Origin of the sequence: Parabacteroides sp. HGS0025, from assembly GCF_000969845.1 — a bacterium.
Taxonomy (GTDB): Bacteria; Bacteroidota; Bacteroidia; order Bacteroidales; family Tannerellaceae; genus Parabacteroides; species Parabacteroides gordonii.
The window spans coordinates 165,002-181,451 of sequence record NZ_KQ033904.1 but is presented as its reverse complement, the minus strand read 5'-3'; the positions used below and the strand labels follow the sequence as shown (position 1 = coordinate 181,451).

The 16,450-nt window shown below is 44.6% G+C and carries 15 protein-coding genes; 7 read left to right on the top strand and 8 right to left on the bottom strand.

Going from position 1 to position 16,450, the window contains the following annotated elements:
* Positions 1-5 precede the first annotated feature (5 nt).
* Positions 6-1,922, top strand: coding sequence for an MGH1-like glycoside hydrolase domain-containing protein (locus HMPREF1212_RS23730; protein ID WP_046151411.1), 1,917 nt, complete (start codon positions 6-8; stop codon positions 1,920-1,922).
* A gap of 101 nt (positions 1,923-2,023) precedes the next feature.
* Positions 2,024-4,348, top strand: a complete 2,325-nt coding sequence (locus tag HMPREF1212_RS23725; RefSeq protein ID WP_046151410.1) for a GH92 family glycosyl hydrolase — start codon at positions 2,024-2,026, stop codon at positions 4,346-4,348.
* A gap of 73 nt (positions 4,349-4,421) precedes the next feature.
* On the opposite strand, the gene HMPREF1212_RS23720 is transcribed toward HMPREF1212_RS23725, so the two are convergent.
* On the bottom strand, positions 4,422-5,822 hold the full coding sequence (locus HMPREF1212_RS23720; protein ID WP_046151409.1) for a C1 family peptidase: 1,401 nt from the start codon (positions 5,820-5,822) through the stop codon (positions 4,422-4,424).
* Positions 5,823-6,053: 231 nt separating this feature from the next.
* Here HMPREF1212_RS23720 and HMPREF1212_RS23715 point away from each other — a divergent pair, with 231 nt between their 5' ends.
* From HMPREF1212_RS23715 to HMPREF1212_RS23705, 3 genes are read left to right on the top strand one after another with little or no spacing between them, the layout of a single operon-like run.
* Positions 6,054-6,338, top strand: a complete 285-nt coding sequence (locus HMPREF1212_RS23715; RefSeq protein WP_028726912.1) for a DUF2089 family protein — start codon at positions 6,054-6,056, stop codon at positions 6,336-6,338.
* Positions 6,335-6,922 (top strand): YIP1 family protein, encoded by a 588-nt coding sequence (locus HMPREF1212_RS23710; RefSeq protein WP_028726913.1) that lies wholly within the window; start codon positions 6,335-6,337, stop codon positions 6,920-6,922. The genes HMPREF1212_RS23715 and HMPREF1212_RS23710 overlap by 4 nt, the downstream gene beginning before the upstream one ends.
* 11 nt (positions 6,923-6,933) lie before the next feature.
* Entirely contained in the window at positions 6,934-7,236 is a 303-nt protein-coding gene (locus tag HMPREF1212_RS23705) for a DUF3784 domain-containing protein (RefSeq protein WP_046151408.1), read from the top strand.
* A gap of 85 nt (positions 7,237-7,321) precedes the next feature.
* On the opposite strand, the gene HMPREF1212_RS23700 is transcribed toward HMPREF1212_RS23705, so the two are convergent.
* The 7 genes from HMPREF1212_RS23700 to HMPREF1212_RS23670 form a co-directional block, all read right to left on the bottom strand.
* Positions 7,322-8,476 carry an acyltransferase family protein gene (locus HMPREF1212_RS23700; RefSeq protein ID WP_028726915.1) on the bottom strand — a complete coding sequence of 385 codons (1,155 nt, stop codon included), beginning with the start codon at positions 8,474-8,476 and terminating at the stop codon, positions 7,322-7,324.
* Between the two features lie 113 nt (positions 8,477-8,589).
* Positions 8,590-9,153 (bottom strand): Crp/Fnr family transcriptional regulator, encoded by a 564-nt coding sequence (locus HMPREF1212_RS23695; protein WP_028726916.1) that lies wholly within the window; start codon positions 9,151-9,153, stop codon positions 8,590-8,592.
* A gap of 34 nt (positions 9,154-9,187) precedes the next feature.
* Entirely contained in the window at positions 9,188-9,844 is a 657-nt protein-coding gene (locus tag HMPREF1212_RS23690; protein ID WP_046151407.1) for an HAD-IA family hydrolase, read from the bottom strand.
* A gap of 68 nt (positions 9,845-9,912) precedes the next feature.
* Entirely contained in the window at positions 9,913-11,031 is a 1,119-nt protein-coding gene (locus tag HMPREF1212_RS23685) for a carbohydrate-binding family 9-like protein (RefSeq protein WP_046151406.1), read from the bottom strand.
* Positions 11,032-11,053: 22 nt separating this feature from the next.
* Positions 11,054-12,208, bottom strand: a complete 1,155-nt coding sequence (locus tag HMPREF1212_RS23680; RefSeq protein ID WP_046151405.1) for a serine hydrolase domain-containing protein — start codon at positions 12,206-12,208, stop codon at positions 11,054-11,056.
* Positions 12,209-12,733: a gamma carbonic anhydrase family protein gene (locus HMPREF1212_RS23675; protein ID WP_028726920.1), complete on the bottom strand. Its 525-nt coding sequence runs from the start codon at positions 12,731-12,733 to the stop codon at positions 12,209-12,211.
* Positions 12,734-12,743: 10 nt separating this feature from the next.
* Positions 12,744-14,531 (bottom strand): aminopeptidase P family protein, encoded by a 1,788-nt coding sequence (locus HMPREF1212_RS23670; RefSeq protein WP_046151404.1) that lies wholly within the window; start codon positions 14,529-14,531, stop codon positions 12,744-12,746.
* Between the two features lie 456 nt (positions 14,532-14,987).
* On the opposite strand from HMPREF1212_RS23670, the gene mtnA reads away from it, so the two are divergent.
* Together mtnA and rpsU are read left to right on the top strand one after the other, a co-directional pair.
* Complete coding sequence (gene mtnA, locus HMPREF1212_RS23665; protein WP_046151403.1) at positions 14,988-16,043, top strand: S-methyl-5-thioribose-1-phosphate isomerase; 1,056 nt, start codon at positions 14,988-14,990, stop codon at positions 16,041-16,043.
* A gap of 145 nt (positions 16,044-16,188) precedes the next feature.
* A complete protein-coding gene (rpsU, locus tag HMPREF1212_RS23660; RefSeq protein WP_028726923.1) occupies positions 16,189-16,380 on the top strand; it encodes a 30S ribosomal protein S21 in 192 nt (63 codons plus the stop codon).
* Positions 16,381-16,450: the final 70 nt, after the last annotated feature.

Genomic DNA, 16,450 nt, shown 5'->3' with positions numbered 1-16,450 from the left:
TTGATATGAAACACAATTTGTTTATAGGTGCTTTATTGCTGGCTGTGATAGGATGGGGAGGTTGTTCAGTGCAGCAGCCAGCCTCTTCCGGAACAGCCGGTAAGTATAGTAACATATTAAACATACGTTATACGCCGGACTCCGTTTCCCGTTGTAGGGGATGGTTTACTGATGCCGGTGCATGGTATGGGTTTACTATACCGAAACAGGAGCAGTGGGTAAATGGTTTCTGTGGCCCTTTCCATCTGGATATGAATAAGCGACAGTGGCTTTCCGATGCTTTGGTGAAAGTCCGTTTCGATGGGGAGGAACCGGATGCTGTTTATACACCGGACTCGGTATCCTATTTTCCCGGAGAATTATATATGTCTTCTTCTTCCAAAACCGGACGCATAGAACAACGTCTGGTCTTTGTTGATAAATCGACGGCTTTGTTGACTTGTTCATCCGACCGGAAAACTTTACTCCGTTTTGCCGGAGAGGTCTTGCCCGGTGATGTTGTTTGTACGACAGATAAGAACCGGGTTTTGCTGACATGGCCTTCGGGTGAGGGAGTCGCTTTGACATTCAGTCCGGAAATGGGAATTCTTTCGTCGGAAAAGGGATATGAAACGTTGACACTTACCCCTGGGAGATCGGATGTCGTAATTTCTTTCTTTGAGAATGAAGCGTCCAGGCAATCTGTATTACACAGAGCTACCGTTGTGCAGGCTTCCCCTTCGGGATACCATGAAGAGACGGCTCGTCGCTGGGAAGGTTACCTGGACAAAGTACTGCGTCCGGATATGCCGGATGCTTATAACAGGATAGCCGTAAAAGCGGTTGTTACCTTGATCGCCAACTGGAAAAGTGCACGTGGAGATCTGTTTCATGATGGAGTTGCCCCCAGTCATGCGGTAGGTTACTTTATGGGCTTTTGGGGATGGGACTCCTGGAAACATGCAGTCGCTTTGGCACGTTTCGCTCCGGAACTGGCGAAGGACCAGGTTCGTACCATGTTTGATTATCAGACACCTGAAGGGATGATTATTGACTGTATTTACAGTGATGCTTCCGAGAACAATGCTCGTGACAGCAAACCCCCTCTGGCCGCTTGGGCTGTGGATGAGATCTATAAAGCAACGGGTGATACTGCCTTTGTGAAAGAAATGTATCCTAAGTTACTTCATTACTATAAATGGTGGTTCACTCACCGTGACCATAATAATAACGGTATCTGCGAGTTTGGCTCTTGCGACGGAACCCTTGAAGCTGCTGCCTGGGAGAGCGGAATGGACAATGCGATCCGTTTCGACAATGCCGTTATGGTGAAGAATAGCGAGGGGGCATGGAGTATGGATCAGGAGTCTGTCGACCTGAACGCTTTCCTGGCACTTGAACATCGGTTGTTAGCCAAACTGGCACCTGTTGCCGGAGCTGTTTTTGATGAACCGGATAAATTAGCACAGGTACAGGATTACTTCTTTGTTTCCGATCCGGGGTTCTTTTTTGATAAACGGCTGGATGGTACGTCTGTTATGGAGGAAGGAACGGAAGCTTGCATCCCGTTATGGGCAGAAATCGCATCGAAAGAGCAAGCTGCTGCCGTAATGAAGATATTCAGTGATACGACGAAGTTCTCTACCTATATTCCTTTCCCGACAATTGCAGCCGACAATCCAAAGTTTATGCCGGCCGGTTATTGGAGGGGGCCTATCTGGTTGGATCAGGTTTATTTCGGAATATCCGGAATTCGCCGGTATGGATATAAAAAAGAGGCCGATGCCTTTACCGATCAGGTATTTACCCGTTTGCAAGGCCTGAAGGAAGATGCTCCTATTCATGAGAACTATGATACTCATAATGGGGGGCGTTTGAAAGCTCCTCATTTCAGTTGGAGTTCGGCACATTTGCTAATGCTGTATGAAGAATATGGTAAGTAAGATATAAATGTATAAAGGTGAAAAAGCTGTCTCATTATGAGGCGGCTTTTTTTATGAAATAGTATCTTTGCTTCCGTTCTTAATCTTTAATCAATAATAGTATGGTAAAAATAGTTCGTTTGTGTTTGGTTGTTCTCTGTGTTATTTCATCTTCCTGCAAGTCTGTGAAAGACCAGACGGGAGACCTGCCTCTTTCCTCTTATGTAAATCCTTTTATCGGAGCGTCCACCAGTACGGAAGCAGGTGGTTCCTATCATGGGCTGGGGAAGACTTTTCCGGGAGCTACGGCGCCTTACGGCATGGTACAGGTGAGCCCGAATACAATAACCGGAGGAGATAACGGGCCGGGGTATAGCTATGAACATACCTCTATCGAAGGATTCGCGTTTACACAGATGAGTGGTATCGGCTGGTATGGCGACCTGGGTAACCTGTTGGTGATGCCGACTGTCGGTAAACTGCATACTTTTTCCGGAACCCAGGACGATCCGGATAACGGGTATCGTTCGCGATATGATAAAGCTTCGGAAAAAGCATCTGCCGGATATTATTCCGTTATGTTGACTGACTACCGGATTAAGGCGGAAGCTACAGCGCTGCCCCGCAGCGGTATGCTGCGTTTTACTTTTCCGGAAAGTAAAGAAGCACATATACAGATAGACCTGGCACGGAGAGTGGGAGGTACTTCTGTCTGGCAAGCTATAGAAATTGTGAATGATCATACTATCCGGGGTGAAATGAAATGTACGCCTGACGGTGGAGGTTGGGGAAATGGCGATGGAAAAGCGGATTACACCGTTTACTTCTACGCTGAATTTTCCCGCCCGTTTAAAACGCATGGGGTATGGTCGGCAGATATTCCTGACGGCTGGACACGCAAACGTCAGGATATTGAAAGCGACCGTTACCATGAAGTGGTGAAGAATGCCCGGATCATACCGGAGGTAACCTCTTTCGTCGGAAAGCACCTGGGTTTTTATGCCGATTTCGATACGGAGCAGAACGACCAGATCCTGATGAGAAGCGGTATCTCTTTTACGGGTATGATGAATGCGGAGGAAAATCTGCATTCGGAGATGAATAGCTGGGATTTTGACGATACATTGGCTAAATGTCAGTTACTCTGGGACGACGCCCTGGGTAAAGTGACCGTGTCGGGAGCTTCTGAAGATGAAAAGGCTATCTTTTATACGGCTCTTTATCATACTATGATCGATCCCAGGATATGCAGTGACGTGAATGGCGAATATACCGGAGCTGACAAGAAAGTACATGTCGCCAATAACTTCACGAAGCGGACTATCTTCAGCGGTTGGGATGTGTTCCGCAGCCAGATGCCTTTGCAGACGATTATCAATCCGGCTTTGGTAAGCGACCAGATCAATTCGCTGGTCGAGATAGCCGACCAGAGCGGGAATGAATATCTGGAACGCTGGGAGCTTCTGAACGCCTATTCCGGCTGTATGATCGGTAATCCGGCTATCTCTGTTTTATGTGATGCTTATTCAAAGGGAATTCGTTCCTATGACATAGATAAAGCCTATCGATATGCTTTGAATACTTCCCGTTTGTTCGGTAATAATGAAGCCGGATATACTCCGGGATCTATCTCCCATACATTGGAATATGCATATAGCGACTGGTGTATGGCTCGTTTGGCTGAATGGTTAGGAAAAGAGGAAGATAAAACTTATTTTGACAAGAGGGCAGCCACTTATTCGACGATTTACGATCCGGCGTATGGCTGGTTTCGTCAGCGGGATGATAAAGGTGTTTTTCAGGCCTTGCCGGAACAGGAACGATTGGCGGAAGGATATGGTTGTGTGGAGAGCAATGCATATCAACAAGGTTGGTTTGTTCCCCATGATGTAGATGGTATGATAGAGCTGATGGGGGGACGTGAGAAAGTACTGGCAGACCTTACGGATATGTTTGAGAAGACGCCGGACGGTTATTTATGGAATGAGTATTATAATCATGCCAATGAACCGGTACACCATGTGCCGTTCCTCTTTAACCGCTTAGGGGCTCCCGAACTGACGCAGAAGTGGACGCGCGATATTTGTAGGAATGCCTATAAAAACTCGGTACTGGGTTTGGTTGGGAATGAAGATGTCGGTCAGATGTCGGCCTGGTATGTGCTGGCTGCCAGTGGTATCCATCCGATCTGCCCGGGCGATCAACGATATGAAATAACAAGTCCGGTATTTGAGAAGGTTCTCTTTAATCTCTCTCCGGAATATGCATCCGGGAAGACGTTTGTGATCGAGGCTCATAATAACAGTCCGGAAAATGTATATATACAAAGTGCCCGTCTGAATGGTAAGCCTTATGATAAATCCTACCTGATGCATGAGGATTTAGTGAAAGGGGGAGAGTTAGTACTTGAAATGGGAAAAGCACCTTCCGCATGGGGGCATGAATGAGTTGCTTCAGATAATAAAAGAGTCAATGGAACTTAAGTCCGTTGGCTCTTTTATTTATCGGGTATATATAAGATTATTCTTCGTTCTGGAACATCGGATCCCAAGCCGGCAGGCGGGTCGGTGTTTGTTTGAGAACATCTTTTACTTTATCTGTTATGAACTTCTTGTCAACCACCAAGCGGAACATATATTCGTTGAACCATTCGTCCGTCATGATCAGGTGTCCGTTATTGGCTCCCGGCCCCCAACTGTTTTCTACCATCCATTTCTTAGGCTTACCGTTAGCATCGAGGTCGACAGCCATTAATGTCATTGCGTGCGAAGAACCACTGGCGAAAGTCTGGATACGCTGTTTCTTGTCCATGCCGAATGTAGTGCCCATCAATGAACCATAATCATAATAGTTGACATCCAGCAAGCCGCGTTCGCGGTCGAAGAATTTGCCGACATCGCAGGAGAAATACATCATAGTGCTGTCTTTGATAGAGGCGATGGCCATTTCTTTGATATCTTCGATCGGAAGGTTTACGTATGTCCAGTTCTTTCCGTCGTAACGATGACGGTCGAAATCTATCTCATATAATTTATAGTATTCGCGGCTCGGGTCGTTCATCAGCATGACATAATTGTTTGTCAGGTCTTTGCCTATGTATTCGTCAAAGAATGACTGGGGAGTATATTCTTTGGTTTCAACCGGATTGCCTTGTGCATCTTTTCGTGTCCAGGTAAATTTCGTAGGCGGTTCACCCAAGTTGAGTACCAGCATGCGGTAAATAGTACCCAGCATTTCCGTTTTGTTCTTTTCCAAAGCGGCTGGCTTGGTTCCTTGGGCTGACTGGTCACGTAGTTGCAAACCGAACTCCTTTAATTTGAGGCCGATCAGGTTTGCCATTCTTCCCGTACTTTCACTACTATTGGTTTCCACCATTACTTCAGCAGGAACTACACCATATTTTCCCAGAATGTCGGATATTCCCGTGAACTGTCCGCCATCGCTAAGCGGGTTTTTGAATAACCATTCAACCATCTTGTCGTCCATCGGCTTTTCGCGTGTGTCGATGATACCTTGCAGGAACAGGTTGGCTTTTTCCAATTGATCCCAGAAGAAGGAGTAGTTTTGTGAGAACTGGAAATCTCCCATGTTGTATTTGGCTATAGCCTGTGCACGGAATACATTCAACCCGGTAAATAACCAGCAACGTCCGGATGATCTCTGGTTGGTGATACCTTTGCTGTTTACTTTATTGGAAAAGTAAGTATCAAAGTTGTTTTTACTTTCAGCATTGACTGCTAACTTGTTGATGTCGTTATTGCTGATCGCATTGTGTATAGCCTTATCCGCCGCAGTCCCTTTGTAAGACTGTTTGATCTGTTGCAACATCTCTGTTGAAATACCTCCGTCGGGCTGCTGGCCATAGGCGGACAATGTGATCCCCAATGCCAGGGCTGTCATCCATAGGTTGTTTCGTTTCATGATATAGTTCGTTTATGTATTAAGTTTATCTGCAAATATAAGAAAAGTTGGCGGTAATCATTCAAAATCATGTATAGTAAACAGATATGTTGTCATTATTTGTGTTGAAGGAGATCGGAGAGAGGTTTATTCAGTTTGTGTGATAAAGTTAAGTATGTAATGAATAATATTTATTTATATATTGATAATATTAAATATGTTGTTATATTTGTTGCGTAAAAGATAAATATAATGAATGAGCAAAAGAGAAGATTACCCTTGCAATGTCCTGCCTGCGACTCTCCGCTAAAAGTGGGCAGATTGTTTTGTGAGCAATGTGATACGGAAGTCTGTGGAAGTTTTGAGCTTCCCGTTCTGGCAAAGCTGACGGAGAAGGAACAGCTTTTTGTGATTGACTTTATTAAATCCAGCGGTAGCTTGAAAGATATGGCTAAGAATATGGGGGTAAGTTATCCGACTGTCAGGAATGTATTGGATGATCTGATAGATAAACTAAATAAGATTGAATCATTATGAAAAAACAATGGATGAATTTTCTGATTAATCCGTTTGAGCGGATTGCCGGTTTTCAGGCATTAGGGTGGGGACTTTTAGGAATGGTCGTTTCTACCGTTATCTGTTATCTTTCCGGCTGGCATTATCACGGACTGTTACATTTTGGCCCGGCTCCTAATCCGGCTTGGTGGTGTTATGCTATCGAGCATTTGGTTGTCTGGCTCGTTCCGGCTTTGCTGTTTTATCTGGGCGGACTGATCTTGTCACGTTCACGGATAAGGGTGATTGATGTGTTGGGGACTGTCGCTTTTGCCCAATTGCCTTTTATTTTTATGAACTTGTTCAATATGTTGCCCCCTATACAAAATATGACCAAAGTGGATATGAATGTACCACCGACTGAACTTTTGGCTCAACCCGGCTTTCTGGCTGGTGTATGGTTATCACTGATCGGAGTGATATTTCTGGTGTGGGTATTGGTCTGGATGTTCAAAGCGTTAAAAGTTTCCTGTAATCTGAAAGGATATCCGTTAGGCATTCTTTATTGTGTGGCTGTGTTTGGCGGGGATATTCTTTGTCGCTATCTGATCGGTTTGTGTTATTAATATTTATAGGCATGGATCTTTTAGATAATTATATAGTTGGGATCATTTTGATTGTCACGGGTTTGATAGTTGTTAAATATCCGGGAATGCTTAATGTTATGACAAAAGAACGGCAGCGGAAAACTGATATGAATGCCGTTGGTCGTATGGCATGTAAATGTTTTTTGTGCATGGGACTTTGTCAGATCATAGGAGCTTTTTTCATGACAAAGTATGAGTTGTGGGCGTTTAATGGCTTGTTTAATCTTTTGCTTGTTATGATTGGGTCTGTTATTATAGTTGTAAAAGCAAACTCCCGTAAATATCGTAAATAATAATTTAGGCACGGATCACTGTTCTTGTATAAAGAATTATTTACGTAATCCGTGCCTGCATTATATTATTAATGTATAGTAATCCTTATTTCTTAGCCAGGAACTTCTTGCTCAGCCATTTTCTCACCGGTTCGTCATATAGTTTCAGGCATAGATAGGCGACTACTATATTTAAGGCAAGAACACCTAAGACCATCTGCCAGGTTTCTCCAAGAGTGAAAAGTTGTTTGTCGATCAACCAGGCATAGAACAGGTACATAAAAGGATAATGTATGATATAAAGCGGGAAAGAGATATCCCCTAAAAATTTACAAATCTTCGTAGACTTTATATCCGTTGTAGTTCCCGATGCTCCTAACCAAATGAGGATTGGGAAAACGATAATGATACAAAACGACTCGTAAAGTCCGTTTATGCAAATGGGATCAGTTCCTTCCAGGTAGGGTACGGAAAATAATCCCAGTAATATAATCGAACAAATCCAGAAAGCACCTCTTATCTTTATAGGCTTAAAGTTGCGGGATAAAAGCATACCCATAGAGAAGGGGAAAAGCATTCGCAATAATCCGCCTACAAAATTCACGCCGTCCAATGTCCAGCCCACTCCGATATTCCCATATCCGGAAACATTAAAGGAGGCAAACGCAGCCAGTGCCGCTCCCATCAAAAAGACTACTACCGTCAATGCTTTGGTTGACAAGCGGCGGATAAACAAAGCGTAAAGAATATTACCGATGTACTCGAAGAATAATGACCAGCTGGGGCCGTTCAGCGGAAACATTTCGCCATTACCTCTGACGTCATAACTGGCCCCCGGTATAGCCGGAATGAAAAACAGGGAACAAAGCAGGGACAACATGACTGTGGAGATGGCTACATGTGTTCCGTCCCATTTTACACTGCCTTGAATGAGGAAAGTGATAAGACCCAGAACCGCTCCCATGATAACCATCGGATGGAGACGGATCAAGCGGCGTTTAAAGAAATCTTTCAGGGTTAAACTTTTTGCCCAGCGGTCGTCGTAAGCGTAGCCGATAACGAAACCGGATAGGATAAAGAAGAAATCCACGGCCAGATAGCCATGATTGATACCTCCGATGGTATCGCTGCCTCCGGCAAAAGCGTAGCCTTCGTACACATGGTACCATACGACTAAAAGGGCTGCCACCCCTCTTAATCCGTCGAGAAGGTCGTAATGAGGTTTAGTGTCTGTAAATGCAGCGGAAGAAATGTTTTGCATGATAAGAATTTGTTATTTAGATTATTATTGTTTGCTGTTACTTATGAAGTGCCAAAATTATAAAACTTATGCGTCTTAAAATTTGTCTTATGTCAAATTATACCCGGTAAAGATTATTTCTGAGCTCTGAGGCGGCTGAGTGTAGACAATGTGATCCCCAGATAAGAGGCTATATATCCTAATTGTGCCCGCTGGCACACTTCCGGAAATTGTTGCTTAAACTCCTCGTACCTTTCTTTTGCAGACAAGGTAAGGTGTTCTTTGTGGGAACGGTGTAAACGTCTGTATTCGTTTTGATGAATAACCCTTCCCCAATTAGCTAATTCAATATTGGTTTGAAATAACCGGAGTAAATCAGTCAGTGATATTCTATATGCAATAACATCTTCAAGTGTCTCTACAAATTCTTCACTGGGCTTATTATAATATAATTCATCCATGCTGAAAACAATTCCACCTTCATCGGAGAAAGAGGTTGTTATTTCTTCTCCGTTTACCAACCAGAAAGAGCGGGTCATTCCTTTTTCTATGAAATAAGCTGATTTGCAAAACATATTAGCTTTGATCAGCTGGTGTTTTTTGGGGAAATGGCATAAGGTTACATTTTCTTTCAGTGTCCGTATGGTTTCATCAGAAATTGGATACGATGAGTTTATCTTATTTATAATATTGATCATAAGTAAATCCTTAATTATTTTCCATTACTTACATTTACTTCTCCAATAGCAGTTTACGGAGTGCCGGAATATCTTCAACAATGTAGTCTGCTCCGGCTTCTGATAATTCTTTATAATCTCCGAAGCCATATAAAACGCCGACGGAGTCTATGCCAACGTTCTTTGCCCCGATAATATCGTGCTTCCTGTCGCCAATCATAACGACTGAACTCAAGTCTATGATCTTGTTCGATTGTAATATGTAGTCGATCACATCTGTTTTGGTGTGCAGGGAACCGTCCAGACCGCTTCCGGCCACAAAAGAGAAGTAATTGCTTAATTCGAAATAGTCCAGGATACGTTTGGCGAATATTTCAGGTTTGGAGGTCGCCAGTATTACTATTTTATCCTTTAGCCGGGCTTCTGCCAGGAATTCGCCGATCCCCGGATATAGCTTGTTTTCCAGGATTCCTTTCTTCTCATATCTTTCCCTGTATTTTTCAACGGCAATGGCGGCTTGCTCGTCAGTAAAATTGTAGAAGTCTTTGAATGAATCCAATAAAGGAGGGCCGATGAATGGTGATAATTCACGTAAATCATCGACCTGAATGCCAAAGTGATTTAACGCATATTCGACACAACGGGTAATCCCTGTTTCCGAGTCGGTGATTGTTCCGTCAAGATCTAAAAGGAGATATTTATATTGTTTCATTTATTGACAGATGTGAACCTATATGACAAGCCTGATAGGGGCGTCATATAGGTTCATATTTTCTATTATTACTTATTTTTTGTTGCCCAAACTAATCCATCCTGACGGATATGCCATGTGTTCCCGTCTGTTCCCGGTGCTGTTATTTCATACATGGAAGGAGTCTGGAAAAGCTGGATTTGCTTAGCCTGTTCAGCCGGGCAGAGCTCTTCCGGTTTGAGGGCCGCTACAGAAGGGGCATATCCACCGAATGTAGCTGCATATTCGTTCTGGCGATAATACAAATTGCGAAGAAGCCATTTGATCTCATCGTTCGGATCTTTCACGAACGGAGTTTCTCCTGTACCGGCTACTTTATCCGAGATTTGTACAAATCCCCAGTACTCAGGCATGTGGATGTTGATTACACCTGTCGGGGCCCATACCCAGTTGTATTCGCGTATCTTGTCTTCCCCTTTGATGGGCACTTTCACGTATTTTCCATCCTGTACATCTGTTGTCCATTCCACGCGGGAGAAGTTTGTACGGATATGTTCACCGGCAGTAGGTTTATCCTTTCCTCTGGCTACCTGATAGATGGAAGACCATGGAATGAATACTTCCACGCTCCATGATTTGTCGGTATCTTTCGGATTATTCAATGTACCGTCTACATAAACAGCCGATTTCATCCCTGCAAACTCCCAGTTGTTCAGTACCTGTGGATTGTCACGGTACGGTTTAGTCAGATATAAATCCCACTCCGTACCCAGTGCGTTTACTTCATATTCCAGGTAATTGTGTGTGTCGTTTGTCGGATTGAGGAATATTTCGAAATCGTTATCGTGATAGATAACGGCATCATGTTCTTTGATCGTAGCCCATACATGGGGTTCTTCCATCAGGACGGCAAAGTACATACCATTGTCGTCGTAAGTCATTTTTGCCCGTGTCTGCAAAAGCGGTTTAGGACGTTTGTCGCCTTCGATATCCACAAAGTCGTTTGTCCAGGGAATGGCATCCCATTCTTCCGGCGACAGCTTTCCATCTATTTTGATAGGAGCCGGGGCTTTGTAACACACATAAGTCGGCGGATTGTAAGGCGCCTGTGGCGTGTAAGTAATCTCTTTCCCTTTATCTTGTGGTGCTTGTGCACAAGAAAGGAGTAATAATGCTGCGACAGGTGCAGTAAAGACTGTTTTCTTCATTTGTTGATTTAATTTAGAGTGTTTATTCTGATTTATTTTGAATCATTTCGACAGCCGCTCCCAGCCAGGTATCTATATCATCCGGATAATGTTGGTCGGAGCGTGTTTCGCTGCGTTTGTGACCGAGTCGTACGACAACGGCATTGAGGTCGGGGATGATGAAGATGTATTGTCCAAGGATACCACGCATATAGGGGATCTCCATACCGTTGTAGGAGAGGTGCCAGAACTGGAACCCGTAACAGTGGTTCGTCTCATTATATTCTTTGAACAGTAAACTGGTATCGGGAGTCGTTGCCTCCTTCAGATAAGAAGAGGAGATAAGTTGCCTGCCGTTCCAGTCGCCCTTGTTTAGTATCAGCTGTCCGAAACGGGCAAAATCGCGGGCATTGCTATTGAAGCAACAATAAGCTTTTTCGATACCGTCTTTTTTATCCAGACTCCAGAGAGCGTCTTCTTCCGCATTCATCGGAGTCCAGAACTTACGTGAAACATAGGAACTGATATTTTCTCCGGTCGCCTTTTCAACGATAAAAGCGAGTAGTTGCGTCACTCCGCTCTGGTAGATAAAGTTGACTCCCGGTTCCTCGATTTCTTTCATGCCGAGTGCAATCTGTTGCAAATCATCGCCGTAATACAATTTTGTAGTAGGAGAGAAGGGGGAGGAATAGGCTTCGTCAAAGTCTACTCCCGCACTCATCGTAAGCAGATGGCGGAGAGTTAAAGGTTTCCCGTTGTATCCCTGAAACTCCGGATAGAAGTCGCTGACCGGTTGGTCGACATCTTTTATGAAACCATCGTCAATGGCTGCTCCTATTGCCAGCGAGACAATGCTCTTGGCCATCGAGAAGGAGTTGCTGTGAGACTCCGGAGAGTAATCTTCCCAATATTGTTCGAAAAGCAACGTACTGTCTTTGATAATAACGTAAGCAACCGTTCCCAGTTGCTCGAAAACCGGCAGATACTTTTCCGGGATGGAAACTGTATTGTATGTCTCCGATCGTATCCAGGGCTGCGGATCACCGGCCTTTACCGTCCGGTTCTCAAATATCGGATACTGGTCGATCTTGGGAAGCAAATGCGTAAGGGCACGGCGCAGATAATAGTTGGAGGGCAATACCAGATAGCCTCCGATACAGCATACTATCAAAAGTATTGCCCATCCTGCTTTTTTCATTTATTCTGTTTCTTCTTTATACCAACTTGAATACATGTGGTAGTTTTTAGCAATTTTCTGATTGATCTCTTTGGCCTGTTCGGGATCTACCTTCTTGACGAACTTGGCAGGTACGCCGGCGTAAATGCTACCCGGTTCGACAATCGTTTTGCTCAATACTACCGAACCGGCGGCAACGATAGCCCCTTCACCGATCACGGCATGGTCGAGTACAACAGAACCCATTCCGATCAGGGCGCCGTTACAAATCTTGGCTCCGTGGATCGTTACGTTATGTCCTACCGAAACATCGTCGCCGATCTCTATCGTCGATTTCTCATACAATGTATGCAGTACGGAACCATCCTGGATATTCACGCCGTTACCGATACGGATCGAGTTTACGTCACCACGTAAAACCGTACCGAACCAGATACTGCAACCCTCTCCGATTTCAACATCGCCGATAATAGCGGCGTTGTCTGCTAAAAATGTGTCTTTACCGATCTTAGGGGTAAAGCCTCTTACTGATCTTATTATTGCCATTACTTTTGTTTTAAATTTCAGCTGTTTTTTCTTTCAACCAGGCTTTTTCTTCTTCGTTCAGATGCGGGCTTAACAAGTCGTACACCATCTGGTGATATTTATTTATCCAGGCACGTTCCCTAACCGACAACATCGGCACCATGATCAATTTGGTATCGATATAACATAAAGTCAGGGTGTCGAAACCATAGAACTTACCGTATTCTGTTTCGCTGTCTTCGCGGATCAGGATCATATTTTCCGTGCGGATGCCGTACTCACCGGTACGATACATGGCCGGTTCGTCGCTCATCACCATACCTGGTTTCAACGGAACAGGATTTTCTTCCATACGGATACTTTGCGGGCCTTCATGTACATTCAGGCAGTGTCCTATACCGTGGCAGGTGCCGTGAAGATAATTGATACCTGCATCCCATAACGCTTTACGGGCAAGAACATCGAGCAGGCAACCGCGTATGCCGGCCGGGAATTTACATTTGGCAATTCCGATCATGCCTTTTAGCGTGCGGGTGAAATCTTTTTTCATCTGTTCGGTCGGTTCACCCAGTGCAACGGTACGGGTAATGTCCGTTGTCCCGTCCAGGTATTGTGCGCCCGAGTCCATTAGGAGCAGACTTTCCGGTTTCAGTTCCACGTCGGTTTCGGGAGTAGGGGCATAGTGAACGATCGCACCGTGTCCGGCATATCCGGTGATCGACTCGAAGCTGTCCATGATATACTGCGGTTGCTCGGCACGCAAGGCTGTCAGGCGGGCGGAAGCATCCAGTTCTGTCACTTTCTCACCGGCAGCCAGTTTCTTTTCCAGCCAAATGTAGAAACGGGTCAATGCGATACCGTCTTTCACGGTAGCATTACGGAATCCTTTTATCTCTGTTTCGTTCTTGATACTTTTCAGATGGTTTGCCGGAGTGATGCCTTCGATGATCGTGCATCCTTTCGGCAGAGCATTGTAAAGGGAAATGTTCGTCTTGGACGGGTCGATAAATACACGGATGTTTTCCGGGAGACGGGAAAGATACTTTTGTATCATTGTGTAATCGGCCAGCACGACACCTTCTTTTTTCAGATTCTCAGAAGCTTCCGCCGTTATCTTTTTGGGGTCGATGAAAAGAACGCTTTCATCTTCGGAGATAAAGGCATAACTGATTACAACCGGGTTGTAAGTGACGTCCGTGCCACGGATATTGAATGTCCAGGCCACTTCATCGAGAGCTGCCAGTATTCCGCAATCAGCACCTTCTTTACGCAGGTGGTTGTTTATCTCATCCAGTTTTTCGTGGACGGCCTTACCGCTCAGTTCAACCGGCATTTCAAACAAGGGGTTACCGGGAACAGCCGGCCTGTCTTTCCAGATCAGATCTATCAGGTCGTAAGCTGTCTCCAGCCTGATCTCTTTCCGTCTCAGTGCTTTTTCAAGTTTAGCGGCTTCGGCAACACTATAGGTCAGTCCGTCTGTGCCGACTGTTTGTCCGCTTTGCAATTCATGGAGCAGGAATTCCGGAATGGTCGGAGTTTCCGGCAATGCCAGTTTATATAATTCGATACCGGATCCTTCCAGTTGTATGCCGGCTTGCAGGAAATAACGGGAGTCAGTCCACAAACCTGCTTTATCAGCCGTAATCACCACTGTACCGGCCGATCCGTCGAAACCGGATATCCAGCCGCGTGACTTCCAGCGGTCGGCCGGATATTCACTCAGATGAGGATCGGAACTGGGAATGATATAAGCATCGATCTTTTTTTCTTTCATTACCTCCCTCAGGGCGGCAATACGTTCAGGGATATTTGTTTTCATCGCATTACTATTTAGTCAACGTTACTATTGGCAAAGTTAATAAATTATTGGGAAAGAAGGGTGTATTAAAGTAGGTAAATTCCCCTGACGATCTCACTGACGATCTTCGGACGATCGTTTGTGGCTGTATTTGTTTGATATATAGATGTTTGCTTTCGGTTTGTTGAGCACTCGCTGACGATCTACTGACGATCTCACTGACGCTCTCTTAATATAATAAGAATATATATATAAAGACATAAAAGGAATTTTGATTTTGAAAAATTAGTGAATGGTCTTTTATAATAAATAATTGGCACAATAGTCTCAGCTTGCCGGGCTCGTTGTGCTGGCGTTTTGTCTTAGTAGTGCCGGGAGGGCGGGACTACTAAGGGAGTAACGTTGTTTTAGGGATAAAAAATTGTGTTATATCGAATTTTTCCGATCTTTGTAGGAAAGAGTGAATATAAAGAGAGAATGAGTAAAAGTAATATTACAGATTTAAAAACAGTCCGTCTTAGTGAGGATGCTGACTCCGTAGTTCTTTTGGATCAGACCCAACTACCGGAGAAAGAGGTTTATTTGTCCCTTTCCAATGCGGAAGATATCTGGGAGGCTATTTACAAACTGAAAGTTCGCGGTGCTCCTGCTATCGGAGTGGCAGCGGCCTATGGCATTTATGTTTGCAGCAAACAGATCGGGGCGGCTGGCTTTGACGACTTTTACCAGGAATTTAAACGGATAAAAGATTATCTGGCTTCTTCCCGGCCGACGGCTGTTAATCTGGTGGCTGCGTTGAACCGGATGGAGAAAGTCGTGTTGGATAACCGTCAGGAAGATATTCCGGCACTAGTCCGGCTGTTGCATGATGAGTCTGTGGCTATCCGGGAGGAAGATGCTGCGGCATGCCGTCGGATAGGAGAGAACTGTTTGGCTTTATTGAAACCGGGTATGGGGCTTCTGACGCATTGTAATGCCGGTCATTTGGCTGTTTCGGAGTACGGAACGGCTTTGGCTCCGGTTTATCTGGGGCAGGAGCGGGGGTATAACTTTAGGGTTTTCGCCGACGAAACACGTCCTTTGCTGCAGGGAGCCCGTCTTACGGCTTACGAACTTCAGCGTTCCGGAGTGGATGTTACGCTGATCTGCGATAATATGGCTTCTTCCGTTATGCAGAAAGGGTGGGTACAGGCTGTGATAGTCGGTTGCGACCGGGTGGCTATGAACGGTGACGTAGCCAATAAGATCGGAACATCCGGCGTTGCTATTCTGGCCCGTCATTACGGTATCCCGTTTTATGTGCTGGGACCGACCTCTACGATTGATAAGCAATGTCCTGACGGAAAGTCTATTGTAATAGAAGAACGAGCTCCGGAGGAAGTGTCGGAAATGTGGTATGCTCACCGGATGGCTCCCCGGGATGTTAAGATTTTCAATCCGGCTTTCGATGTTACACCTCATGAGTTGATAACTGCGATTATTACGGAAAAAGGAGTGGCCTATCCCCCATTTACGGATAGCCTTAGTGACTAGAAGGCAGAGCTTCTGACTGTTAAAGCATTCATAGAAAAATAAAAAATACGAATTATTGTCGGAAAGTTTTGCTAATAACGAAAGAATCAGTAATTTTGCTGCCCATTTTGAGGATGTAATTAAAAACAATATAATAAATTAAATTATGATCGTAGTTCCATTGAAAGAAGGCGAAAACATCGAAAAAGCGCTGAAAAAGTTTAAAAGAAAGTTCGAAAAAACAGGAGTTGTAAAGGAATTGAGAAGCCGTCAGGCGTTCATCAAACCTTCTGTTGCCAAGAGAAAACAGAACATGCGTGCTGTTTACGTTCAGCAATTGCAGCAGATCGAAGAATAAATATCTTACCAAACTTGTTTTATTGAATTCTTATTCCTATTTTCGTTGCATAAAAGTTGGTGCAACGCAG

Bases quoted from the DNA above. Each gene is read 5' to 3' on its own strand.
- HMPREF1212_RS23710 (WP_028726913.1), top strand. From the start codon at position 6,335: ATGAAAAAACAATGGATGAATTTTCTGATTAATCCGTTTGAGCGGATT.
- rpsU (WP_028726923.1), top strand. From the start codon at position 16,189: ATGATCGTAGTTCCATTGAAAGAAGGCGAAAACATCGAAAAAGCGCTG.
- HMPREF1212_RS23730 (WP_046151411.1), top strand. From the start codon at position 6: ATGAAACACAATTTGTTTATAGGTGCTTTATTGCTGGCTGTGATAGGA.
- mtnA (WP_046151403.1), top strand. From the start codon at position 14,988: ATGAGTAAAAGTAATATTACAGATTTAAAAACAGTCCGTCTTAGTGAG.
- HMPREF1212_RS23675 (WP_028726920.1), bottom strand. From the start codon at position 12,733: ATGGCAATAATAAGATCAGTAAGAGGCTTTACCCCTAAGATCGGTAAA.
- HMPREF1212_RS23685 (WP_046151406.1), bottom strand. From the start codon at position 11,031: ATGAAGAAAACAGTCTTTACTGCACCTGTCGCAGCATTATTACTCCTT.
- HMPREF1212_RS23690 (WP_046151407.1), bottom strand. From the start codon at position 9,844: ATGAAACAATATAAATATCTCCTTTTAGATCTTGACGGAACAATCACC.
- HMPREF1212_RS23670 (WP_046151404.1), bottom strand. From the start codon at position 14,531: ATGAAAACAAATATCCCTGAACGTATTGCCGCCCTGAGGGAGGTAATG.
- HMPREF1212_RS23715 (WP_028726912.1), top strand. From the start codon at position 6,054: ATGAATGAGCAAAAGAGAAGATTACCCTTGCAATGTCCTGCCTGCGAC.
- HMPREF1212_RS23725 (WP_046151410.1), top strand. From the start codon at position 2,024: ATGGTAAAAATAGTTCGTTTGTGTTTGGTTGTTCTCTGTGTTATTTCA.
- HMPREF1212_RS23720 (WP_046151409.1), bottom strand. From the start codon at position 5,822: ATGAAACGAAACAACCTATGGATGACAGCCCTGGCATTGGGGATCACA.
- HMPREF1212_RS23680 (WP_046151405.1), bottom strand. From the start codon at position 12,208: ATGAAAAAAGCAGGATGGGCAATACTTTTGATAGTATGCTGTATCGGA.
- HMPREF1212_RS23705 (WP_046151408.1), top strand. From the start codon at position 6,934: ATGGATCTTTTAGATAATTATATAGTTGGGATCATTTTGATTGTCACG.
- HMPREF1212_RS23700 (WP_028726915.1), bottom strand. From the start codon at position 8,476: ATGCAAAACATTTCTTCCGCTGCATTTACAGACACTAAACCTCATTAC.
- HMPREF1212_RS23695 (WP_028726916.1), bottom strand. From the start codon at position 9,153: ATGATCAATATTATAAATAAGATAAACTCATCGTATCCAATTTCTGAT.